This window comes from Hallerella sp. (assembly GCF_022776125.1).
In the GTDB taxonomy this organism is placed as follows: domain Bacteria; phylum Fibrobacterota; class Fibrobacteria; order Fibrobacterales; family Fibrobacteraceae; genus Hallerella; species Hallerella succinigenes.
Window position 1 is genome coordinate 16,092 of record NZ_JALFIA010000055.1, and the last position, 23,747, is coordinate 39,838.

Genomic DNA, 23,747 nt, shown 5'->3' on the forward strand with positions numbered 1-23,747 from the left:
CCATTTTACTTCTTCTTTTTCCTTCCACACATCCAGCTGAGCACCAAATTCTGCCAAATCACATAGCACGTCGGAGCGATTGCCGCCACCGGACCCGCATACAAGCTCGAAATCCAGATTACGAGAGTCGTATTCTTCTGTCCCATGCTCTGCGAACTTTCAATCGGGTGTTTCTTATCGCTGAACCACCCGACGGTGAACTGCACAATGCAAAGGATCAACGCAACGAGCGCAAGCATCGAAAGCTTTCCGCTGTTCCAGAGTTCCGCAAATCGCATTTCCCGAATGTCATAACTCGCCTTGGCAAGAATCAAAAACACGGAAATCGTCCACACGAGCAGCGTGTACTTCTGAAAGCGAACCGCCTTGTCCGCAAGTTCCGGGTAAAAGGCTCGCAAGCCTAAAGCGATGGCGAGCGGAATCGAAATGATCGGCTGAATGGAATTAAAAATTTTCATGGCGACTTCGGCAAAGCTCGCATCGGCTCCCGTCAAATATCCATAAATCAACGGAATGCTAAAGCATGCAATGATATTTCCGCTCAAAAAAATCTTGAGCGCGAGCACCGGATTTCCACCGAGCACTTTTGCCATCGCAGGCGCCGCATTGGCAGGCGGGCACAGGCAAATAATCGCGCCGCCCAAAAGAACTTCACGAGGCAGCTTAAAAAACTCCACAACACCCCACAAAACGGCAAGCATCACAAGGCTCGCTAAGAACGCCTTGACTTCAATCTTAAAAGTATAGCCGTGTTGTTGAGGCGGCACTTTTCCCACAAACGAGAGAAACATCATCAGTCCAATCATAAAGGGCAACGCGGGGGAAAGAACATGTGCCTGTGGCAGTAAAATGCCCAAAAGAATGGCCACCGGCATCAAAATAGATCTCAATTTCGCCATGGTAGAGCCAAAGTTAGTAAATTGGAGGTCGAAGATGTTACTCTCGCGATACAAGGATATTCCGGTCGACAGACCCGTTTTTAAGAAGAAGAACTCCAACCCGATGCTCTTCCTCGTGAAAGGCTATTTGGCGGTCATCGCCCTCGGAACGATCCTTCTCAGTTGCCCTTTTTCCCTCCAAAAGGACCTTTCGATTCTAGACGCCTTTTTCACGGCGACTTCCGCCGTCTGCGTCACGGGCCTTTCCGTCATCGACATCGGAACGACCTTTACCCATGCGGGTCTCTGGATTCTTGCCGCCCTCATCCAAATCGGCGGTCTCGGCATCATGACTTTTTCTACGGCGATCCTGCTCCTTTCCGGAATGAAACCCGGATTTAACCAGCAGGCTCTCTTTAAATCGGGCTTTACCACCGAAGGTAGCATTGAACCGAAAAAAATTCTCTCCGCCGTCCTCCCATTTACGGTTGTCCTGGAAGGGCTCGGCATGACGGCGCTCTTTACGCAGTTCGGCCATTTGCCCTTGAACGAGCGCATTCTTTATTCCGTCTTTCACGCGATCAGCGCCTTCTGCAATGCGGGATTTTCCCCGCTTCCGAACTCGCTCGTGAGTTACCAGTTCAATCCGGTCGTTTGCCTCGTGATCATTCTTCTTGTGCTCGCAGGCGGCATCGGATTTCTCTCCATGTCCGAAATCAAGAACCTTTTCGACTTTAAAACGCGGACCATTCAAAAGATATCACTCCACACCAAAATCGCCCTCAGCGCAACCCTTATCATTTCCTTGATTGAAATGTTCAGCGTTCTCCTCATCGAATGGAACGGAGCCTTTGACGGGCAAAGCTGGGCGGAAAAGCTGCTTTCGGGCGCATTTGTCGCCCTGTCATCTCGAACCGCAGGATTCAACACGATCGATCCTTTGAGCCTTCGCGAAACAAGTACGATCATCATCATCATTGCAATGTTCATCGGGGCAAGCCCCGGTAGCTGCGGCGGAGGCTTAAAAACGACGACTGCTGCGGTCATCACCCTTCTCGGCATCAACCGTCTTTTGGGACGCGATAAGACCCAGGCGATGGGCAGAACCATTCCAGAAGAAACGGTGGACAAGGCCCTGCGAATCTTTATCGTTTACGCGGTCCTCGCACTTGTCGGGACGCTCACGCTTCTCTTTACGGAATACCCGGCCGGAGCGATCGGAAGTACCCATTCACACTTTGTATTCGTTTTCTTTGAAGTCGCGAGCGCCCTTTCAACCTGCGGACTTTCGCTTGGTCTCACCCCGGAGCTTACCGCTTCCGGTAGAATCTTTATTTGTATCTTTATGTTCGTAGGCCGTATGGGCGCCCTCTTCCTCATCTCCGCCGTGGTGAAGAAAAAGGATGCGGGAACCTGGTACGCAGAAGAAGACATCATGGTGGGTTAAAAAATGGCAAAGAAGCAGTTCATCATCATCGGACTTGGCAACACGGGAATTTTTCTCGCCAACCATCTGACGAGCCTCGGCAGTGAAGTGCTCGCTGTAGACAACACGCCGGACAAAGTGCAGGACATCACCCCGAACGTCGCCCATGCAGTTGTCGCCGACACAACCCGCAAGCAGCAACTCGCCGCGCTTCCGGTGACGAAAGTCGACGCGGTCATCTGCTGCATCGGCGCAGACCTCGAAGCTTCGCTCCTCACCATTTTGAACTTGAAAGAACTCGGCGTCAAGCATATCATCGCCAAGAGTTCCAGTTCCCAGCATACGTCGATCCTCGAACGTTTTGGCGTCTCGGACATTTTCCAGCCGGAACGCGACATGGCCATTTCCATTGCGGAACGCCTGACTCACCCGAACATGCTCGACCGCTTACCGTTCCTCGACGGCTTCTCGATCATCGAGGTCCTTTGTCCGAGCAAGTTCATCGGCAAGACTTTGAAGGAACTTTCCTTGACGTCCAAATACGGCATCCAGATTATCGCAATTCGCGATCCGCTACAGCCACAGGCTTTGATCGGAAACCTCGCCGATTACCCACTCAAGGAAAACGATATTCTGTTTATTCTCGGACCGAACGACATACTCGAAGACTTCGGATAATTTCGTCTAGACTTCGTTCATCACCTTCTTGATTTCATTCTGGCATTTCACAAACGCTTCGACAATTTCCGGGGCGAAGTGGGTTCCACTTTCTTTCTGGATAATCGCCACCGCCGTCGCAACAGCCGCCAAAGCAAAGCTCGAAATGAACAAAAGCCCAGTCACCTGAGCCTCTAAAGAATGGAAATCGACTTGTCCGGAATTTCCGCACAGAAATCGGCAAAGATCTGCGCCAGCAGAACTGGGAATCCTTTGCTGTGCAAGGATTCCGCAATCGGCGTCACCACGTTCTGCGCAATCTGGAAATCGAACAGGAAGCACGAAAGGAAGGAGCACGGAATGCCCAGAAGCATTAAAAAGAAGAGCCGCTTCGGCAGACGGATGAGTGAGAAATCCGACGATTGCACCCGGGCAGAAATCCACCCAGGACCGTTGCGTACATTGTTATATGTTTTTTTTCGAGCATTTTTCATCAAAATCCGTGTTTTTGTATAGTTTAAGAATATGCAAGAATCGCTTAGACTCAAATCCATTACCATCCGGAATCTTCGCTCTATTCGAGAGGAGACGTTTCCGCTAAGCGATTTTACAGCCTTGATCGGTTACAACAATGCGGGAAAAACGACCATTTTGATGGGAATCCGCTGGCTTTTGTACCGTTCTTCGCTGGACAATTCCTATTTCGATAATCCCGATTTGCCGGTAGAAGCGGAAGGACTTTTTGCAGGTATCACCGATTCTATTTTGAGCAAGCTCGAAGTCTCCCAGCAAGAAGTCATCAAGCCTTTCCTCAAAAATGGAAAGCTGCGCGTGCAACGTTTCCAGCGTGTGCCGGGAGAAAACGCGTCAGATGTAGAATTCTGGGTTTTGGACTGGAACGGAGACAACGGTCACGGAGAATGGATCAAGGCGCCTTACGGATTTGAAGACATCTTCAACGTGTTTTTTCCGCACCCGATCCAGATTTGGGATTTTGAAGGGGACAAGGCCTTCACCAAACTTTTGAACGAAATCTTTAAGCCGTTGCAGCGCAGACTCGGTAAGGATTTCAACGAGCTGATCCAGCGCTTCGCTTCCCTGCTCGATGCACATAGCGATTCCCGCGCGCAGGAATTTGAACTTTTTGAACGCGGATTGAATCAAAAGCTCCGTCCGCTGTTCCCCTCGGTGAACGTGCGGATCGACATTCCAACGCCGAGCCTTGCATCGTTTCTTTCGACTGCAAAGCTGAACGTCTATGACGAAGACGACGGCTTTGAACGCGACATCCATTCGATGGGCGCAGGTTCCAAGCGCGCCATTCAGATGGCGCTTGTGCGTTACCTCGACGAAGTCAAACGGCATCATCACAATCATTATTTGAGTCGGACGCTTTTGCTCATCGATTCCCCGGAACTCTTTTTGCATCCGCAAGCCGTGGAACTTGTGCGCGTCGCCCTCAAGAACCTTTCTCGCGAAGGCTACCAGGTAATTTTTGCGACGCATTCCGCGCAGATGGTCACCAGTGAAGATGTGAGTACCTCCCTTCTCATTCGAAAGAACAAGGAACGTGGCACGTTCATGCGCCGCCGAATGGAAGATGCGGTTCACGCGGTGATTACCGATGCACAGGCGCAGCTGCAGATGCTCTTCTCGCTTTCGAATTCAAACGAACTTCTATTCGCCGACTATGTGCTTTTGACCGAAGGGAAAACGGAATGGCGTGTGCTTCCGACGCTCTTTGAAAAGATGTCCGGAATGTCCTTTGCGCTCATCCGCTGTGCGCTCGTCCACCAGGGCGGCGTGAGCAATACGCGCAAAAGTATGCAGGTCTTAACCGCCATGGATTTGCCCGTGCGCGCAATCGTCGATTTGGATTATGCCTTCAACAATGCGCAGCAAGACGGCTTCTTAGAAAAGGACGATCCCGATATCGAATTCTGCAAGGATCTTTTCCGTGAGCTTTCGCTGCAGGAACACATTCGCCTGGTGCACGGTATTCCGGTCAGCAAAAAGAGCCGTATCTCGGCAAGCGAAGCCTATGCGATGATGGCCGCCATGCCCGAAGCGCGCAAACCTTTGCAAAACATCCACGACAAACTTTCCAAAGTCGGCATCTGGGTCTGGACACGTGGAGCGATCGAACAGCATTTAGGTCTAGAAGGCAAAAACGAACGCGCCTGGCACCACTTTATTGAACGCGTCCACAACGAAGATCCGCACCGTTTCTTGCCGGATTACGAAGACATTCACCGTCTTTGCGCTTGGATCATCGAAGGCTCTCACGAGTCGGACGTCTAAAGCATTTTTCATTTTCAAATACAAAAAAGCGACGGTCATCCGTCGCTTTTTTGTTTTGCAATAATCGTTTAATCTTCGACCAAACGGAGCGGCATGAGCAAGAACATGCAGTCCATGTCGGAACCGACCGGTTCTATCACGCAAGCGGCCACAGGACCGTTCATCTTGAGAATCACGTCATCGCTTTGACAAAGCTTCAAGACATCCAACATGTAAAGTCCGTTGAAACCGATGCTGAACACGTCTTCGCCTTCGTGAATCACCGAAAGAGCTTCCGTCGAATCGCCACCCACGTTCGGGTCGTTTGCGGAAAGTTCCATCTGGTTGCCGTCGAGCTGCAAGCGGATCATGCGCGTGCGAGCGTTCGCCATGGAAATCACCGTCGTGATCTTGTTGAAGAGATCTGCGCGATTCACCTGGACCGTGCGCTGGAAATTCGTAGGGATCACCGCTTCGTACTTCGGATACGGGCCTTCGATCAGCTTGGAAATGATCTGCACGCCTTCGCTTGCAAAGAGAACGTAGGTATCGGAAATGCGCACTTCGATTGTCGATTCCCCCGAAACGCTCTTGAGCGCGTACTGGATTGCCTTCGGCGGAACGATGACTCCCTTTCCCAAGGTACAGTTTTCAATGTCCACGTAAGCCTTGCCCAGACGGTGACCATCGGTCGCCACCATAATGAGCTTGCCTTCCTTCGTTTCCATATAAGCACCGTTCAGGCTCATACGGGTTAGGTCGTTCGAAACCGCAAAAAGCGTTTTGCCGGCGAGGAAGTCAAGTTCGCTCTTGCCGAGCTGGAACACGCAGCCGTCTGCCACATCCGGAAGCGGCGGGAAGTCGCTCACGTCAAAGCCCGTAATGGAAGCCTTGCCGCGTTCGCTCCAACGCACTGTCACGAGGTAATCGACGACTTCAATAGAAATGTTCACGATCTTCGGATCGATCAAGCTCTTGACCAAGTCCAAAAGCTTGCGAGCGTTGACCACTACGGCACCGTCGGATTCACCCTGGACATCGAGCATCACCCTAATCCCCAAGTCGAGGTCAGTCGCGCTGATTTCTAAGGAATTGCCTTCCAAGCGGATGGCAAAGTTGTTCAAAACCTGAATGGTAGCCTTGTTCGGCACTGCCCCGATGACCATGTTCAAGGCACTGAGGAATTTCGCTTTTTCAATTTGAAATCTCATAGTGCCTTACCTTAGTTTCTAGCCATGACAAAAGCAATCCATGCGGCAACGGCGATCACAGCGAGAATCGTCACGCCGACAGAACTCATCTTGTTCTTCTTAGGCGTGAAATTCTTTGCATCCTGCATCGCTTTTCTACGGTCTCTACGGCTCATAAAAAATCTCCATTGTTTTTTACGAGTAAAAACTATTATTTTATGTTCGAAAGGATTTGCAAGGAATTGAAATTTATGGCAGAAAACACGTTAAATAAGATCAAAAATGGTGCATTGAGTTGCGCATGCTCCGTGCTGAACAAGATCAACATCGCCACGGAAGAATCCCGTTTGAAAGCAAAATACGAGTCCCTAGGCCGTCGCCTTCTGCCGGCACTTGAAAAAGACGCCTTGGACGAACTCAAAAACGACCCGGAAGTCGTCGAACTCGTCGGAAACATTTCTGAAATCCGCGCCCGTATCCGCGACATGAAGAAGCGGGAACAGAAAGGCTTTCAAGCTTAAGGTTCCACGTTGAAAAAACTGAACCTTCAGCTCTTTTACGAAAAAACCGGAAAATCAAAATCTTCCCAGGTTTCTTTGTGGAAGCCAATCCTTTGGACCATCGGTGCAGTCATCGCGATCTGCGGGTTTATCTTCTTTTCGCCTCTCGAAATTTACAACAAATTAAGCGACGGCACATTGCTGGATCTACGGGCGCAAAACCGCGAAATCAAGCAGAACGTGAAAGCCCTCAAAGCGGACAACGACAGCGCAGAACTTTACTTGAACCGAACCAAGGCGCACCAGGATAGCATTTACAAGATCGGCGGCATCAAAAACGTCGTCCCTTCGGAAAGCGCGGACTCGATTCACAAGGCAGAACGCACCGAAGCTCTCTTTGAAACATACACGACCTATTCCATCTTCCGCGATTCGCTTCTTGCAAATCCGAAACTTGCCGAAGCCGTCCCCGTTCTGCACCCGATTAAAAAGCATTCCGTGATTACGAATCACTTTGGCATGATCCAGGATCATTTTACAGACCAGCAGCTTCCTCACCGCGGCGTGGACTTTTTTGCCGAGGAAGGGGATACGGTCATCGCCACCGGAGCGGGAAAAGTCATCGAAGCACGCACGCACCAAGGCTTTGGGCAAACGGTCAAGATTCAGCACTCCGATCACATTCGCACTTTCTATGCGCATCTTGAAAAGGCTTTAGTCAAGAAAGGGCAAACGGTCAAGCGTGGCGATCCAATCGCTCTCGCAGGACGTTCCGGACGTACCGCAGGCACCGTTTTGCATTATGAAATTCGTATCGATGGGGAATCGGTCAATCCGGAAGATTACTTCATCATTCCCTGAGGTTTTATGGACAACTCAAGACCTTTTGAACAAAACATCATTGCCATGGTCTGGGATTTTGACAAGACGCTCATTTCGGGCTACATGCAAGATCCTCTTTTTAAGCGCTACGCGATCGACGCCAAACAGTTTTGGAAAGAGGTCAACGCCCTTCCCGCCTACTATGCAAAGTTCGGCATTCAAATCAACCGGGACACCTCTTATCTGAATCACATTCTGACCTATGTGAAGGCCGGAAAACTAAAGGGACTTTCGAACAAGATCTTACGCGAATGCGGAAAGGAACTCGGATTTTACCCGGGCCTTCCAGAATTTTTCCCGAAAGTTAAAAAGCTCATCGAAGAAAATCCCGTGTACCAGAATGCGGGCATTCGCTTAGAGCATTACGTGGTGAGCACCGGTTTTGCAGAAACGATCCGCGGCAGCATCATTGCCCCGTATCTCGACGGAATCTTTGGTTGTGAATTCATCGAAGCGCCTGCTCAGCCCGGCTATTTAGACAATAGCTTGGACCCGCAAGAAGGTGAAATTTCACAGGTGGCAATCGCCCTCGACAACACTTCGAAAACGCGTTACCTGTTTGAAATCAACAAAGGTTCAAATAAGTTCCCCGACACGATCGATGTGAATTCGCAGATCGACAAGAACAATCGTCGCATTCCATTCGAAAACATGATCTACATTGCAGACGGTCCTTCCGACGTTCCCGCGTTCAGCATTTTGAATCAGCACGGCGGCGCAACCTATGCGATTTACCCCGCAAAAGACCGCATTGCCATGCGACAAGTCGATTCCCTGCGCCGCGACCATCGCATTCAGATGTACGGCGAAGCGGACTACCGCGAAGATTCCATGACGTGGATGTGGCTTTCGGAGCAGGTTTCCCATATAGCGGACAACCTTGTGCAAAAGCAGCGGGAAATCATCCGCCAAAGCGCCTCAAGACCGCCGGAGCACCTGAATTCCTAGTCATTTTCCACGGTTTTAAAATCGCTGAACCGTGGAATTCTTATATTGCTACTACCCAAAATTTTAGAGGTTCCCGTTCCTTTTGAACGGGACTGATAGATTTTATTGTTTTTGTCCATTTAGGAGTTTTAATGGCTATTCAGAATACGAAGCGTGGCATTTTGATTAGCATGACGCCGTACGAAAAGAGAATTGCCGTAATGGAAGGTGGAGACCTCGCTGAACTCGTTGTCGAGAGCGCAGAGTCGAACCGAGTCCTGGGTAATATCTACAAAGGCGTCGTGCAGAAAGTGCTTCCCGCGCTGAAAGCCGCGTTTATTGACATCGGGCTTGAAAAGGCTGGTTTCCTTCACCAGGAAGATGCAATAGACCGGAACATCCTCCTTTCCCGCGAATACGGCGATAAGGATGATGAAGAAACAGTCGGCGAAGAACTTTCGATTGATCAGATCTTGCACGAAGGTCAGGAAATCATGGTGCAGGTAGTGAAAGAACCGATCAGTACCAAGGGTGCTCGTTTGACGACACACTTGAGCTTTGCCGGTCGATTCCTCGTCTGCATGCCGAATACAAACTTTGTCGGCGTCTCGAAGCGTGAACGCGATCCGAAGAAACGTCGCGAATTCAAGAAAGTCGTTCGCCGTCTCAAAGGACCGGATGTGGGCTACATCGTCCGCACGAACGGCCTTTCCGAAAGCGAACTTGAAATTTCGAAGCAGATGCGTGAACTGGAAGCAAAGTGGGATGCCACAAAGTACAATTTCCAGCATCAGCCTGCCGAAACTTGCATTTACAAAGAATCGGATTCCGTCAATCAGACAATCCGCGAATACTTCAGCGATAACACCGACTACGTATATGTCGATAACCGCGAAGAATATTTCGCCATCCGTGAAGAACTGCAGAAGCTCTCTTCCGATAAGATCAACAAGGTGAAGCTCTGGAGCTCCAAGGAAAGCCTTTTCGAATACTTCAAGATTGAAGACGATTATGCGCGTTCCCTGCAGCGTTCCGTTCCGTTGCCTCATGGCGGCAACCTGGTAATCGATCAGACCGAAGCTCTCGTCGCCATCGACGTGAACACCGGTCCTAAGGTCCACGGTAAGGATCAGGAAAAGATCATTTTCGAAACGAACGTCGACGCTTGCTACGAAATCGCAAAGCAGCTCCGCTTGCGCGATATCGGCGGTCTTGTGGTAATCGACTTCATCGATATGGAACTCCAAGAAAATCGCGACGCTCTGTACCAGGAATTCCGCAAGGCAATTCGCAAGGACAAGGCTCCGATTACGCCGACACCGCTCAGCCAGTTCGGCCTCATGGAAGTGACCCGCAAGCGCGTGCGCACAAACCTCATGACCGAAAAGACTCACGTCTGCCCGGTCTGCCGCGGCACCGGTCACGTGTTCCGTTTGGAAACGACCCTTTCCGCCATCGACCGTTGGCTCTCTCGCGCCCGCACCAAGGGACGCATCAAGAAGGTCAAGATGGTCGTGAGCAGCGAAATGGTCGATCTCCTTTGCAAGGATATGGCCCGTATGTTCCACTACTTGGAATACAAGCACGAAATGTCGATCGAACTCGTGGAAGACGACAAGATGTTCCCGAACCAGTTCTACATGTTCAATGACAAGGACGAGGACATCACGGAAGAATACAACTTCGCCTAATCGGCAAGTGAAAATTCCAAGCCATTCGAAAGCTCCGCAGAAAACTGCGGAGTTTTTTGTATCCCTCCTGTAGTCATTTTGGGAAAAAGGCTCGGGAGATTTTCATCACAAAAAAGCTCCGCAGCAATTCTACCGCGGAGCTTTTGGTGTGTTGTGTTGGATGATGGAATACTCCTTTCCGCTTAAAGTATCATCCGTATTGATGAAAGTCTCTAGGCGAGGAAAAACTCCCGTGGACATATTGTCCAAACTACATCCTGAATTCAAACAACACAACCACAGCCCGCCCCACCACATTCTGGAGCATTTTAACACCAGACGACAGCCAAAAAGCCAAGGTAAGATGAGCGATTATTCCCAATCGACACCATAAAATACGATTTCATCGATCCAGAATTCACCGTCCTTTCCGCCAAAGATCGACAGATTCGTCACATGATCCTTGATCGCATCCCAGCCGATATTTCCACCGATGCTATCCGCAGCGAGAAGCGAATCCGGCGTTACCACGATACGGCTCCATTCCGACGGAACATCGATATGGATCCAGGACTTTCCGCTTGTATAAGCCGAAGTGCTGTCAGCCAAAACATCGAAGGCAAAGCTGATGTAATTGTCTACGCTGCCGCGGACCCAGAACGAAACGGAATCGAGCGCGCTCAAATCCACTTCCTTTCCTAAATAATGGCCCATCAGTGCCCAGCCCCCCACGGAATCATTTTGAGAAGTAAAGTGGGCAGCCATCCCTTCACGGCCTTCGCCCGCCTCCACTCTTTCCAAGGACGCCGTCGCATATTCCGAATAAGAAACATACCAGGCAAACGAGCTATCTTCAAAATCTTCCAACAGGAATTCACGCACAAGCGTATCTGTTAAGACAAGCGATTCATTTTCTTCATCGGCCTTCACCGAATCCGAAGCGATGACCTGATTTTTGTATACAAGGAGAATTTCAAAATCGCCCTGCGGAATCTGCATCGAGAAATTCCCGGTCGCATTCACCGCCTGCACGTGGCGCGTTCCCCGCACAATCACATAAGCAGGTGACATGTCCGTTTCCACATGGCCCGAAATCGTTCTCGGTTCGTCCACCTGCACCGAAATCGGAATGCTCGTGTCCGGAAGAACCGCCGGAATCATCACTTTCGTCGCCCCTAAAAGAATCGATTCATCTTCCCGATTCGTCAGGGCTTCCACAATATAATCGCCCGGTTTCAAATCTTTCAATGTCAAAACGCCGGCATCATCCGTTTCATAGGACTTTCCTACATCGGAAAGTCCCGTTCCTAGGAAATTGACAAAGGCATCCTTTTCGCAGACCTGCACGTGGCTATAAGCCGCAGGGGTCCCGTCCGCGTGCAAAACAACAACCGTCGCTACGGAATTTTCCGTTTCAAAGGTCGAACCCGCCGTTTTTTCGGAGCAAGCCGCCAAGACACCACTCAAAGCAGCCGCTAATCCCATCATCCAACTCCACTTCATTGATTCCTCACCCTTACCACTGGATAAAACGCCATCGAAAGTTGCACAACCCTATCCGGATACTTTACTGAATCTACTCTTTTTTGGACGAGTCGGCGAAACATTGCGTTCATTTACAAGCACATTATCCAAAGCTTCGATTGGCAAATTCAACGTCTGCTTTTGGAAATTTCGCACTGCCAAAGCCTTTTCCGGGCCGCCCACGGTCAAATGCGCATCCATCAGGGAAGGCTTCCCCGAGGCGAGCATCTCTTTTGTCTTTTGCAGGGCATGCACCGGCAGGCGATGCTTCTTTTGCAACACGCGGAATAAAAAGCTCGAATCCAGTCCGAGCTTTTCTCCCATCATTCTGTACGAATAGAGCGGCATCTCTTTTTTGCGCCGTTCATAGTAGGACTTTAACAGGTCGCGGTAATCCGCTGTGTCCAAAAACAAATTCATCCCATTTAAAATACACTGAGATTATCGATTCGAGGATTGCAAAAAAGCCAAATTCCATGGACTTTTTGTCCAAACCCAGCAAAAAAAAACCGCCCTGGGAATTCCCAAAGCGGTTTGTAGATATCCTTAAAAGGGTTACTTGCTGAGGGTGCTGACCTGAACATCCCAGCTCTGACCGTTGACGGCCACGCGGTAGGTGTTCGTTCCAGCCACCTTCATGCCTGCGGTATTGACAGCTCCAACAGCCGGTTTTGCAGCGGCAGCAGCCGGAGCATTCGGATCCTTCTTCGGCACGCCAATGTGACGATTACCCTTGAGGAAGTCGATACCCTTGTTGCCGCCCTTCGTCTGGAGGCAGCCCGTGATAAAGATGTTTTCATCCGTCACCGGGAGGTTGTTTTCTTCGAGGAGCTTCTTCGCCTGAGGAATACCCGGTTCAATGATTTCAGCAGCGCACTTGACGCCCGGATGCACCTTCGCAAACGGTTCCTTGCCCATCTGTTCGGCAGCGATCTTCACGAGTTCGGCATCCGGCTCGCACGGAGTCTTACCGAGGTAGCCGAGGATCATGTTGCCGTAGCCTTCCGTAATCTTGTGCCAGGTGTCAAGGCCCTTGCTCTTGTTTACCGTATTGACATAAGCCTGCTGGAAATAGTACTGGGAAACCGGCGTCACGGAAGAAGCAAAGCCACCACGGCGCACGCATTCGGACATGTTCGCAATCACCTGCGGATACAGGTGGAACGTCTTCGTTTCGCGCATCATGAGGGTATTGGCCGTGAGAGCGCCACCCGGCATCGGGGAGAACACCACATCAGAAGAAATCTGACGGGATTCCGGCGGGAAGTTGTAATCCTTGAGGCATTCCACAGCCACGTTGTTCGCTTCCATGAGCTTAGGAATTGCATTTTCATCCACAATGCCGTCTTCGCCGAGAGCGAGAGCGTAATCCGTACCCTTGAGAGCATGGAACATGCTGAAGAGATCCGGCTGGGAAGTACCGCCAGAAAGCGGCTTACGAGCAAGGTCGATTCCATCAGCACCACCGTCGATTGCAGCGAGGTACTGGCGAAGGCCCGTACCGCAAGTTTCGTGAGAGTGAATGCGGAGTTCCACCTTGTCGCCAAGGAGCTTGCGAGCCCGCTTGAACGTTTCGTAAACCTTCATCGGGTTAGCGGTACCGGAAGCATCCTTGAAGCACACAGACACGAACGGAACGCCTGCGTCGAGAATGCTTCTCAAAGTCTTTTCGTAGAATTCTGGATCGTGTGCACCGGTGCAGCCGAGCGGAAGTTCCATCATGGTGACGACGACTTCGTGTTCGAGGCCTGCGTCCGTGATGCACTTACCCGAATAGATCAGGTTGTTCACGTCGTTCAAGGCGTCGAAATTACGAATACGGGTCATGCCGTGCTTCTTGAACATGTCCGCGTGGAGCTTAATCATGTCGTACGGCTGCGGAGCGAGAGCCACCACGTTAATACCACGGGCGAGAGTCTGCAAACGAGCCTTCGGGCCAACCGTCTTGCGGAAGGTATCCATCATATCGAACGCATCTTCACCGCAGTTCTGATAGAGAGCCTGGAAACGTGCGCCACCACCCGCTTCGAAATGGGTGATGCCTGCCTGGGCAGCCGCTTCAACTGCCGGCATAAAGTCCTTTGTAAAGACTCGGGCGCCAAAGATGGACTGGAAGCCATCACGGAAAGACGTATCTTGGAATAGGATTTTCTTTTTCATAAGTTATCCATTTGGGGGAATTTCACCCCCTGTCTAAGGTTCAAACGATCGATTTGTTACAATATAGAAAAGCAAAGAGCCCGCACCACATTTCTTGAAGGCTTTCTGGATAAAGCCCTTAGAAATATCTTGCTCGAGTTCTTCGCCGTGTGACATAATTATTCTAACGACGTATCGTCTTCTGAATTATCTGGTTTTGTATTGTCAATACAATTGATGGAACCCGGATCAACCGTGCATTCATCCGTGATATCATTTTCTGCTTCCGTGCTGCTGGAACCGCAAGCGGTCAAAACGGAGGCGAACAAAGCCAAAAGTGCAAAAACAAATAAGCCAAATCTCTTTTTCATAGCACTATTATAGATTTTTTTTCGACAAAAAGGTAAAAAAAAGCCCCTTATATTCGCCGAAGGCTCCAAATTCACACGCCAAAATTGTCACCCAAAATTCAAAACATGACATTTTCGCTACAAAAGCAAAAAACCCATCCAAGGGACGGGTTCTTTACAAACTTTACAGTATCAGCCGTAAACGAAATTACTTCTTAGCGGCCTTAGACTTCTTAGCGGTAGCCTTGAGTTCTGCACCGACCTTGAAGGAAACGACCTTCGTAGCCTTGATCTTGATCTTTTCGCCGGTGAGCGGATTGCGGCCCTGACGAGCAGCGCGTTCCTTCACGCTGAAGGTGCCGAAGCCGATCAACTGGACCGGGCCACCCTTCTTGATGCCTTCCGAGATACCGTCGAGAACGGCATTCACTGCAGCAGTAGCAGCCACTTTCGTTTCGATGCCAGCAGCCTTCTGGACGTATTCAACGAGTTCTTGCTTATTCATGGATTTATTTCTCCTTAAGTGTATTTTTGAATTCGATACATTTATTATACTTTTTTTTCTGTGCAAAACAAGAGTTTTTGACAAAATATTTTTCCGTGAGCCCTTATTTTATGGGACTTCTCTCCCTTTGGGAACAACCTCTTCCCGGCGGCGACGGGGGAACAGACGGTGTTCCACATACTGCTGAAAAATCGCAATCACGATGCAGGTGAACGGAATCGCGCACACAAGGCCGATAAAACCTAAGAGTTTGCCCCACACGGAGATAGAAAGCAGTATCAACACCGGCGGAAGGTTCATTTCCGTGCCTACGATCCTCGGGATAATGAGCATATCTTCGACAATCTGGATAATCAAATAGATTGCAGTAATCACCAAGAGCACTTGCCAATACGGCATTCCCGTGTCGAGAGAATAAATGATTCCGAGAAAGGCTGCGATAGGCATACTCGCCGCCTGCAGGTACGGAACCATGTTCAAAATACCGATAAACATCCCAAACGCAATCCCCATCGGAAAGCCGATAACAGCAAAAGAGACCGCATACAGACCGCCCACGATGAAGGCGACAAGGCTCTGGCTGCGGAAATACGCCTTCATCAAAAGGTTCGTCTTGCGCAAAATATCCGGACGATCATCCGATTCAAGCGGAATCAGAATACGCACCTTACGGGTGATTTTCGGCATATCTAGCATTAAGAAGGTCGTGTACATTGCAATAAAAACAATGCTCACCAAGGTCAACACCACCGTCGCCGTCCCCGAAAGCACGCCCAATGCACCCGGCAAAAGTTTGGCGATCATCGACTGCAAAGTTTCCCAGAAGTCAATGCTCTGCAAAGTATTGACAAGCTCCGTGCCCACCGTCATGTTTTGCAGTTCCGCACGCCAATCCGAAGGGACAATCGAAAGAACCGGTTGCAACCAGGCGCTGTCCGACATAAACTTTTTTACAAGCGTCACGAAACGGCTGCATTCCGCCGTCACCTGCGGAATAAAAATCAGGCAGAAAACGGTAATCGCAAGGCACATCAAGAGCAAGGTCGCAAGAGTCGCCACGATTCTCGCCACCCTTTTAGGCACCGCAGAAAAACGCGGTTTGCGAAGACACAGGCGTACCCAGAATTCGATCTTGTCCACAACCGGGTTCACCACATAGGCGATTAAAAACGCGCCGACAAACGGAGCGAGAACGCCTCTTAAATAATAGACAAGAGCAATCGCACACAGGGCGATGATCAAGATCGTGATGTACTTCAGCTTAAGCCGAGTGCTTGCCGAGACGGTCGTCGCGATTGTTTTTTCGATTTGAGGATCCTTTTCCATGAACTTTTATCGTCCCCCAGATATAAATTCCTGTTACAAACATCAATATACATAGGCTCAATCGGAGAATTTGGTCATTCGTCCCCAAAAACTCCAATTTTTCAATTTCGATTTCAGTCGGAAGCCCCAAAAGAGAGCCCCTTCCCGTTTCCACGGCGACTTGAACCACGTGATCCAAGTGCAAAAGCGAGTCCGGTTCCACCCCGCGGATATCAAACCAAATCTTGTTCGTTCGCGCCTTGGAAAGCCCTTCGCGGTGTTCCGTGTAATGGCGCGTCGCCGGAATGTCGAGGCGCACCGGGCGCAGACTCAAAACGTCACCCACCTTGGATGCAACCGGATCCGCCGTGTACAGTACAAGCGCAATGTCGGCGTTTGAGCGGAACGTAATCGCGACCGAGTCCATGTGGGAAAAATCCCGGCCTTCTAACGAAAGCGCTTCGAAGCCTTGGGCAAGCGGAAATTCGATGCCCGCATGCGGGTGATACAGGCCCGAATTCAAAGTCGCCCGCATCGCGATCGCGCTGTCGCTTTCAAAAAATTCGGCAGTCGAGAATCCCCCTTCGCGGATGTCGGTATAGATTCGCGGATTTCCCAAGGCTTTGTTCTGAGGCCAAAGGACGAGCGATTCCGTGTGAAAACGGAAAAAGAACAAAGCGATAGCGAAAAGGCAAAGGAGGTACGCAAGCGTGAAGCGCAAAGAAAGGCTTTTCATTTTTTCTTCAAAAATCCAAAAATGACGATGATGATCGAAAGGCATGCGCCGAGGAAAATCGCAAGTTCAAGCGACCCCGTTCCCTTGACCGCAATCTGCGAAATGCGAATGTGCAAAGGTTCGCCACGTTTCACGTTCCATCCCGGCGTAATTTCAAAACGGGCGGCGTGTTCCTTGTGACGCTGTGAAAGATCCTTGGCGGCGCCGGTCTGCTCAAACCAAAATTCCGGAACGTAAAAATCTTCGAAGGGAAGCGTTATCGTATTTTCACCCTGCTCTAACGGAATTTCTTTGAGCATCTGACGGAAGGTGTGCAGGGAATCTTCTTGCGTCACATCCGGATCGAATGTCCACACCTTTGCAATGATTTCCGTTTTCTCTTCTGCAAAGATTTTGAATACGACGGAATCGACAAGACTCCAGTTTTCGTAACGGTTCTTGGCCGTATCTTCCCCGCTAAAGGTCCAAATCAGTCCGCACCATGCGCCTTTGGAAGTGTCCATACCGAGCGTGCAGTGAAAATCCAAAATGGAATCCGAAAACTCCATTTTCGAAATGGAAGACCCCCCATCCGAAAGGTCGTCGTACACCATCAAAGTTTCATGCGCCCGCAACGGGAATATGTCTATCGAAAATTCACGCTTCGGAATAAAAACAAAAGCGATGAACAAGCAGATAATCGCGATGCATAAGATTGCGACGCGTTTTGCCATCGTATCTCCTAGTGTTTTTCGAGGATATCCTTGAACTTCAAATTATACTGCATAAGTTCAAACGCATCTTCTTCCGGATCGCCCGAACCCAAAATTTTGTCCACCATCTTCCCCAGAAACACGATGAAGCCGAAATGTTCCTTCTTTTTTGTGGAAAGGAGCATTCCGTCCGAAGGCGTCCCGACCATGCGACGCAGCAAAACATCCATTGTCGAAGCCGGTAACTGGAACATGCCGCAACACGTGGCAACCTTCCCCGGATTTCCATAATCTGGAAGCTTGCCGTCCACGAGCTTTTCCCCGTGATCAATACAACAGGTATTTTCATCCGGTTCAACCCAATCCGCCTTACGCGCTTCCAAAGTCTGAAGCCAAAGAATACGGGTTTTGTCGAAAATTTCCCTGCGGAACGCCATCGTCTTATCGCTCGGGAAAAAAGTCCCTAGGCAATGCGGACAAATGCGCAAGTCCAAGTGGGAAAGCTCGACTTTTTTTGTTTCGGATTTGCAGAAGGGGCATGTAGAGTTCATCGTCTTTAGAAAATAGTAAATTTTAAGGTATGGCAAAAATTATCCAAGTTACAATCGAAAATTTCCAGACCGAGCTGATGCAAGAGGCAGAAAATCGCCCGGTCGTCCTGACATTTGCCTCTTCCCAGATGCCGGATTGCGCATCTTACAATGCGATTCTTGAGAAACTCTCTTCCGAGCTGGACTTTACGCTCGGCGAAGTCAACCTGGACATTCCGGAAAATATGGCATTTGTCCAGACCTTCCGTCTGCAGTCGCTCCCGTTTGTCGTCGTGCTGCACAATGGCCAAATGGAGGATGCCATTCAGGGAAAGCTTTCGGAAGACGAACTGAAAAAACGCCTTTCCAAGTTCTTCATGTCGGACGAAGACCGCGCAAAGCAAGAAGCCGAAGATGCGATTGCAGAAGGCAACTTCGCAGCCGCTAAACCGATTCTCGAAGGACTCCTCGCAAAAACTCCGAACGAAGACCATTTTAAGGTTCTTCTCGCCAAATGCGAACTCGGCATGGGCGATCCCGAAAAGTCCAAGGAAATCCTAAAGCAGATTTCAAACAACAGCGCCGAATATGCAAACGCAAAGTCTCTTCTCGACCTGATGGATCTTCTCGTTGAAGCAGCCAAGACGGATTCTGTCGAAGGCGACGCCAAGGCGTTCCGTGAAGCTTGCAAGGACGCAGAACGCAAAGATTACCGTTCGGCACTCGAAGGTTTTTTCCATTTGGCGCTTTCCAATCCGGACTTTAAAGACGGCGCTGCGAAAAAGTCCATGCTGATCCTTTTCGGCGTACTCGGTCCCAAGGACCCACTGACGTGGGAATACCGCTCCAAGCTGAATACGTTCCTCTTTATTTAATTCTTGGAAGATCATGAAACTGAAACTGATTTCGACTCTTCTATTGGCTTCGGCGACGCTCTTTGCCGCCGAATTCCCGATTCACAAAGAAGTTCTCGACAACGGAATGACCGTGCTCCTGTATCCGAACAAGCAGGCGCCTACCGTCAGTTGCAGACTTTTTTATGTGACAGGTTCCATTCACGAAGTTCCGGGAAGCTCGGGCCTTGCCCACATTCTCGAACATGAACTTTTCAAGGGAACAAAGAAGGTCGGCGTCACCGACTTTGCCAAAGACTCCGTGTTGATGGTAAAAGAAGATTCCGTGATGGCACTTTCTCACAAGTCCGCGTTAGCAGGAGATTCCGCCCGTGCGAAAAAGTACCGTGCCGAATACGATTCTCTGGTGAACGTCGAAAGACAGTACATGATCAAAGAAGAAATCTGGTCCGCTTACCAACAGGCAGGCGGCACCGGACTCAACGCATTTACAACGGACCTTGCAACTGCATACTTTGTAACGCTTCCGAAGAACCGCATCGAGCTTTTCCTTTACCTCGAATCCGACAGAATGCAGAATGCGATTCTGCGCGAATTCTACTCGGAACGCGACGTGGTGCGCGAGGAACGTCGCATGCGTTATGACGACCGCCCCACGGGCCGCTACTTCGAAACGCTGAACGGCATCATCTACGAGGCTTTCCCCTACCGCATCCCGACCATCGGTTGGCCGTCGGACATTATGAACCTGACCCGTGAACAGGCTGCGGAACATTACCGCAAGTATTACAAGCCTCGCAATTCGATTCTCGTTCTCGCCGGCGACTTGGAAATCGAGCCGACGATGCAACTCGTGAAAAAGTACTTTGCCGAAATTCCGGCGGGAGAAGCCTTTGCGCCACTCGTCGTCCGCGACCCGGAACAGGCCGGAGAAAAGCGCCTGACCGTTTACCGTCCCGATGCACCGCACCGTGTGGACATCATTTTTAAAACGCCAGCCGCAGGAGACGAATCGCTCTACGCTTTGGATATTGCCGAAGGCGTTCTGAATGGACGCTCCGGTCGCCTGTATAAGAAACTCGTGGAAGAAAAGAAACTCGCTGTTTCTGTCCGCGCCGGGAATTCTATCAACAAGTACATGTCGGAATTTGCAATCCACATTTCGCTTCGCCCAGATGCAAATCCGGATTCCGCAGAAGCCGTAGTATGGGAAGAACTCGAAAAGCTCAAGAACGAACCGGTTTCCGAACGTGAATTGCAAAAGGTCAAGAACCGTGCCATGATGAGCCTTGTCGAAAGTTTTCTCGACATGGAAAACGTCGCTACGCAGCTCGCCTTCTACGAAATTTTTGGCGATTATCGCTTGCTCCTCGACTGGCCGAAAAAACTCGAAACCGTGACCCCTGCCGACGTGCAAGAAGCGGCAAAGAAGACGTTCAAGCACAAAGGCGTCACCGTCGGACGCTTGCTCAAAGGGGAGGAACGCTAAATGAAGATTCGTCATTCCATTTTCGCCTTGACAGCGACCGCATCGCTCATCGCTTGCGCAAGTACCGCTGAACAAAAAGCAGAACCCGTCCAAAACGCACAGTCGACCGTACAAGCTGAAAATTCAGTTTCAGCCGAAAGCGCCACAGCCACTGCAAACATTTCCGCTCCGAGCGCAAAAAAAGATTCCTTCCCAGCCACGTATAAAGACATCGTCTTCCCGGAGTTCAAGTACGTTGCCCCGAATGCATCCGACGCCCGCATCAAGCTTTCGGAAAACGTTACGGGCTACGTGATCGAAGACAAAACGCTTCCGCTCGTTCACTTCAACATCTTCTTTGAAGAGCCTTATGTGAACGACAAGATTGAAAACGAAGCCGCCTTTGAATTGCTTTCTGCAATGTTCCGCCGCGGTGGCTCCACCAAACTTTCTCCGCAGGCATTAGACGATTCTCTCGAATTCATCGCAGCTTCTCTTGTGGGGTCCGTCGGAACTTTCACAAGCGTCATCAGCGTCGAATGCATGACGAAGGATTTTCCGCAAATGCTTGCGCTTGCCAAGGAAGTCTTCCTTTCCCCGGCATTTGACGCCGAGGCTTTGGAAATTCAAAAAGCAAATGCGGCGAACGCTTACGAGCATCGCTATGACAATCCGGCATCCGTACTGAACGCGTTAGAAGAATACGCAAACTACAAGCCGAATCCGCGCCTCTGGAACGCGACCGCCGAAGAATTCCGCAAGGTCAAACGGGAAGACTTGGTGAAGCTCGCCAAGGGACGTTTCCAAAGCGGGAATATCATTTTTGCGATTTCCGGTGACTTCAGCAAAGATTCCATGGTAACAGAACTCAAAAAGTATTTCGAAACCTGGCCGTCGAATGCGAAGAACACGACAGTCGTACCGCCGATGACCCACAAGAACAAGCCCGGCATTTACCTTGTAGATAAAGACATCACGCAGGCGAACATTTCCATTTTAGCGCCATTCGTCAAACGTCCACACGCAGACTACTACCCGACCGCAGTCGCAAGCTTTATCCTCGGCGGCGGAAGCTTCTCTTCCCGTCTCATGACGCGCGTCCGCTCCGATAACGGTCTCGCTTACAGCATTCACAGCCACGCAGGAAATGATTACCGCGACACATCTTATGTCTATATCCGTTTGCAAACAAAGGTTGAAAGCGCGGCTCTCGCTTTGAAACTTATCCAGGAAGAAATCGACAAGCTCGCCAAGGAAGGCCCGACCGACGAAGAGCTTGCCCACGCGAAAAAGACTTTGATCGAAAGCCTCCCGAGCCTTTTCGACTCGCCGGAAAATTCCACAATTCTCTTCGCCCGAGATCAGATGCTCGGCAAAAAGGATTCTCATTACATCGATTACGTAAACGAAATCAACGCGGTCACCAAGGAACAGGTGAAAGCGATGATTGCCAAGTATTTTGACGCAAGCAAGATGACAACGAGCATCGTCGGCCCCAAGGACAAGTTGAAGGACATCGGAAACTTTACGCTCGTTCCGATCGACAGTCTTGACTTCCGAAAGTGAGAATCCATTGAAACGTGATACGTTCCTATTTGCCCTTCTCTTTTGTACGGTCGCTTTCGCCGCTCCGACAAAGGACGAGCTGCGCCATAACGCTTGCGCCGCTACCAAAAAATGCTTAGACGTGATTCTCCCGGGATGTTCCGAACAGGAACTTTCTCCGGTAGAAGATGTGAAATACGACGGTGAATTCTGCTCGATTTTTCACGATTTAAAAAATCGAGGAATCGATATGAGAAGCCCTGTCACCAAGGAAATGTTCGGACACTTGGGAAGTCGTTACCGCGTGACCTACGAGAATACGGGAACGCTTCCGGTTTCCGGTTCGATGATGAGCTATCTCTTTGACCATTTCCCGTTCACGACCGTTCTTGTGAACGTGTTCCAAGAGACGCATTACACAATCCATTACAACTCTCCGGACCACCGTCTTTTTAGCGGGAATAACGGTGGAAATCTCTTTGGCGATTTTTACTGGGCATTGCAAGATAGCGCAGGCGTTGGCAAAGGATTTCACGACGTCTTCTACGGCAGCGGTCGATGCAAAATTCTCCGCTGGAATCTGCACGGAATCGCAATCGCGATTCTCGATATGTACCCGGAAGGCGACAAGACCCATTACAAGTTCCGCGCGATCGTCTTCCCCGCGAACGCCGTCCTCAATTCCATTATGAAGATGGGCGTCTTCCGCGATGTGGTGAACTCCAAGATTGGAGAAATCATCCACAATATTTCCGAATCCTCGGAAAGCTATGTATCCGGCAATCATACGCCGGTCGATACGTCCACCATCATCCGAAAGAAGTACGCCAAGGAACTCGAAGAATTCAAGGAAGTCGCCGCCGGCAAGCGCAACTGGACTCTTGGCGACGCTGTGGAACAGGAACGCGCCGAAGCTCGCAAACACAAACCTGTTTTCGTTACAGAAACTCCCATGATCTTTAAACAAACCAAGCCCGCAGGAAAATAAAAGTCTATGGAAAACTACGTCTACTCTTCCCCGGAAATGCAGGAAAAAATCGAAGCCTATCTTCCGCGCATTACCGAACACCGTCGCGACCTTTTGGTGAAAGTCGTGCAGAACCGCACCCGTCACTTTTGCATGGTGCTTGAAGATCTTTTTGACCCGCACAACATTTCGGCTGTGATCCGTACCGCCGAAGTCTTTGGCTTGGAAGACGTCCATGTGATTGAAGAAGTGAATCCGTACAAAGTAAACAAGTCCATTTTGAAGGGTTCCATCAAATGGATGAACATTTACCTGCACAAAAAGCGCATGGCCTGCATGGAGCATCTGCGAAAAAAAGGATACCGCATCGCCGTGGCGAGCACCAACACGAACAACTCCGTCTTAGACCTGGATCTTTCCCAGCCGACCGCTTTTTATCTCGGCAGTGAATTTACCGGAAACAACCCGGACACCCTCGCCGCAGCCGACTGCGAATTCAAACTTCCGCAGTACGGGATTACGGAATCGATGAACGTTTCCGTCGCGGGGGGAGTGCTCATGTGCTATCTCGATCACTTTATGCAGCAGAAAGGTCGCCAAAACTTTACACTTTCGCCAAAAGAACGTGATGAACTACTCCTCGAATGGCTGGAAAGGCACCTAAACGATGAAAGCGCCTCTAGCTCCATTACGCGCATCGGTGATGAATAGCTAAATTAATT

26 protein-coding genes are annotated in these 23,747 nt (G+C 50.2%); 12 read left to right on the top strand and 14 right to left on the bottom strand.

Translation table 11 applies throughout. The annotated features are described in order from the left end of the window. Positions 1 to 5: 5 nt before the first annotated feature. Entirely contained in the window at positions 6 to 890 is an 885-nt protein-coding gene (locus MR847_RS06635; protein WP_287723291.1) for a hypothetical protein, read from the bottom strand. Between the two features lie 43 nt (positions 891 to 933). On the opposite strand from MR847_RS06635, the gene MR847_RS06640 reads away from it, so the two are divergent. Next, complete coding sequence (locus MR847_RS06640; RefSeq protein ID WP_287723292.1) at positions 934 to 2,325, top strand: TrkH family potassium uptake protein; 1,392 nt, start codon at positions 934 to 936, stop codon at positions 2,323 to 2,325. A 3-nt stretch (positions 2,326 to 2,328) separates the two neighbouring features. Beyond that, complete coding sequence (locus MR847_RS06645; protein WP_100425244.1) at positions 2,329 to 2,982, top strand: potassium channel family protein; 654 nt, start codon at positions 2,329 to 2,331, stop codon at positions 2,980 to 2,982. Between the two features lie 6 nt (positions 2,983 to 2,988). Here MR847_RS06645 and MR847_RS06650 read toward each other — a convergent pair whose 3' ends face one another. Together MR847_RS06650 and MR847_RS06655 are read right to left on the bottom strand one after the other, a co-directional pair. After that, entirely contained in the window at positions 2,989 to 3,147 is a 159-nt protein-coding gene (locus MR847_RS06650; RefSeq protein ID WP_287723293.1) for a hypothetical protein, read from the bottom strand. Between the two features lie 8 nt (positions 3,148 to 3,155). Next, positions 3,156 to 3,335, bottom strand: coding sequence for a hypothetical protein (locus MR847_RS06655; protein WP_277000040.1), 180 nt, complete (start codon positions 3,333 to 3,335; stop codon positions 3,156 to 3,158). Between the two features lie 151 nt (positions 3,336 to 3,486). Between MR847_RS06655 and MR847_RS06660 the strand changes: the two genes are divergently transcribed. After that, complete coding sequence (locus MR847_RS06660; protein WP_287723294.1) at positions 3,487 to 5,262, top strand: ATP-dependent nuclease; 1,776 nt, start codon at positions 3,487 to 3,489, stop codon at positions 5,260 to 5,262. A gap of 68 nt (positions 5,263 to 5,330) precedes the next feature. Here the strand turns inward: MR847_RS06660 and dnaN are convergent, their stop codons facing one another. Beyond that, complete coding sequence (gene dnaN, locus MR847_RS06665) at positions 5,331 to 6,452, bottom strand: DNA polymerase III subunit beta (protein ID WP_100425247.1); 1,122 nt, start codon at positions 6,450 to 6,452, stop codon at positions 5,331 to 5,333. 11 nt (positions 6,453 to 6,463) lie between these two features. After that, on the bottom strand, positions 6,464 to 6,607 hold the full coding sequence (locus MR847_RS06670; protein WP_157797902.1) for a hypothetical protein: 144 nt from the start codon (positions 6,605 to 6,607) through the stop codon (positions 6,464 to 6,466). A gap of 75 nt (positions 6,608 to 6,682) precedes the next feature. On the opposite strand from MR847_RS06670, the gene MR847_RS06675 reads away from it, so the two are divergent. The 4 genes from MR847_RS06675 (at position 6,683) to MR847_RS06690 (ending at position 10,431) form a co-directional block, all read left to right on the top strand. Continuing rightward, a complete protein-coding gene (locus MR847_RS06675; protein WP_146139431.1) occupies positions 6,683 to 6,952 on the top strand; it encodes a hypothetical protein in 270 nt (89 codons plus the stop codon). Positions 6,953 to 6,961: 9 nt separating this feature from the next. Then, positions 6,962 to 7,792 carry a M23 family metallopeptidase gene (locus MR847_RS06680; protein ID WP_198514871.1) on the top strand — a complete coding sequence of 277 codons (831 nt, stop codon included), beginning with the start codon at positions 6,962 to 6,964 and terminating at the stop codon, positions 7,790 to 7,792. Positions 7,793 to 7,798: 6 nt separating this feature from the next. Further along, positions 7,799 to 8,761 (top strand): HAD family hydrolase, encoded by a 963-nt coding sequence (locus tag MR847_RS06685; RefSeq protein WP_277000048.1) that lies wholly within the window; start codon positions 7,799 to 7,801, stop codon positions 8,759 to 8,761. A 131-nt stretch (positions 8,762 to 8,892) separates the two neighbouring features. Continuing rightward, entirely contained in the window at positions 8,893 to 10,431 is a 1,539-nt protein-coding gene (locus tag MR847_RS06690) for an Rne/Rng family ribonuclease (protein ID WP_100425250.1), read from the top strand. Between the two features lie 351 nt (positions 10,432 to 10,782). Here MR847_RS06690 and MR847_RS06695 read toward each other — a convergent pair whose 3' ends face one another. The 9 genes from MR847_RS06695 to MR847_RS06735 all read right to left on the bottom strand — a co-directional run bounded on the left by MR847_RS06695 (position 10,783) and on the right by MR847_RS06735 (position 18,212). Next, positions 10,783 to 11,898 (bottom strand): hypothetical protein, encoded by a 1,116-nt coding sequence (locus MR847_RS06695; RefSeq protein WP_287723295.1) that lies wholly within the window; start codon positions 11,896 to 11,898, stop codon positions 10,783 to 10,785. Between the two features lie 66 nt (positions 11,899 to 11,964). After that, on the bottom strand, positions 11,965 to 12,354 hold the full coding sequence (locus MR847_RS06700; protein WP_287723296.1) for a hypothetical protein: 390 nt from the start codon (positions 12,352 to 12,354) through the stop codon (positions 11,965 to 11,967). A gap of 135 nt (positions 12,355 to 12,489) precedes the next feature. Further along, positions 12,490 to 14,094: a biotin attachment protein gene (locus MR847_RS06705; protein ID WP_287723297.1), complete on the bottom strand. Its 1,605-nt coding sequence runs from the start codon at positions 14,092 to 14,094 to the stop codon at positions 12,490 to 12,492. 158 nt (positions 14,095 to 14,252) lie between these two features. Continuing rightward, positions 14,253 to 14,444 carry a hypothetical protein gene (locus MR847_RS06710; RefSeq protein WP_100425253.1) on the bottom strand — a complete coding sequence of 64 codons (192 nt, stop codon included), beginning with the start codon at positions 14,442 to 14,444 and terminating at the stop codon, positions 14,253 to 14,255. A 187-nt stretch (positions 14,445 to 14,631) separates the two neighbouring features. Further along, a complete protein-coding gene (locus MR847_RS06715) occupies positions 14,632 to 14,952 on the bottom strand; it encodes an HU family DNA-binding protein (protein ID WP_277000087.1) in 321 nt (106 codons plus the stop codon). Positions 14,953 to 15,036: 84 nt separating this feature from the next. After that, on the bottom strand, positions 15,037 to 16,254 hold the full coding sequence (locus tag MR847_RS06720) for an AI-2E family transporter (RefSeq protein ID WP_100425255.1): 1,218 nt from the start codon (positions 16,252 to 16,254) through the stop codon (positions 15,037 to 15,039). Then, entirely contained in the window at positions 16,190 to 16,969 is a 780-nt protein-coding gene (locus MR847_RS06725) for a hypothetical protein (protein WP_287723298.1), read from the bottom strand. The genes MR847_RS06720 and MR847_RS06725 overlap by 65 nt, the downstream gene beginning before the upstream one ends. After that, complete coding sequence (locus tag MR847_RS06730) at positions 16,966 to 17,682, bottom strand: hypothetical protein (protein ID WP_287723299.1); 717 nt, start codon at positions 17,680 to 17,682, stop codon at positions 16,966 to 16,968. Before MR847_RS06730 ends, MR847_RS06725 begins: the two co-directional genes overlap by 4 nt. Before the next feature lie 8 nt (positions 17,683 to 17,690). Next, entirely contained in the window at positions 17,691 to 18,212 is a 522-nt protein-coding gene (locus tag MR847_RS06735) for a zf-TFIIB domain-containing protein (protein ID WP_100425258.1), read from the bottom strand. A gap of 29 nt (positions 18,213 to 18,241) precedes the next feature. On the opposite strand from MR847_RS06735, the gene MR847_RS06740 reads away from it, so the two are divergent. The 5 genes from MR847_RS06740 to MR847_RS06760 are packed head-to-tail and all read left to right on the top strand — an operon-like array spanning position 18,242 to position 23,736. After that, positions 18,242 to 19,066, top strand: a complete 825-nt coding sequence (locus MR847_RS06740; RefSeq protein ID WP_287723300.1) for a tetratricopeptide repeat protein — start codon at positions 18,242 to 18,244, stop codon at positions 19,064 to 19,066. A gap of 13 nt (positions 19,067 to 19,079) precedes the next feature. Continuing rightward, positions 19,080 to 20,534, top strand: coding sequence for a M16 family metallopeptidase (locus MR847_RS06745; protein ID WP_100425260.1), 1,455 nt, complete (start codon positions 19,080 to 19,082; stop codon positions 20,532 to 20,534). After that, positions 20,535 to 22,079, top strand: coding sequence for a M16 family metallopeptidase (locus MR847_RS06750; RefSeq protein ID WP_287723301.1), 1,545 nt, complete (start codon positions 20,535 to 20,537; stop codon positions 22,077 to 22,079). Positions 22,080 to 22,086: 7 nt separating this feature from the next. Next, on the top strand, positions 22,087 to 23,046 hold the full coding sequence (locus MR847_RS06755; protein WP_287723302.1) for a hypothetical protein: 960 nt from the start codon (positions 22,087 to 22,089) through the stop codon (positions 23,044 to 23,046). Between the two features lie 6 nt (positions 23,047 to 23,052). Next, positions 23,053 to 23,736, top strand: coding sequence for a TrmH family RNA methyltransferase (locus MR847_RS06760; protein WP_287723303.1), 684 nt, complete (start codon positions 23,053 to 23,055; stop codon positions 23,734 to 23,736). The last annotated feature ends 11 nt before the right edge of the window (positions 23,737 to 23,747 follow it).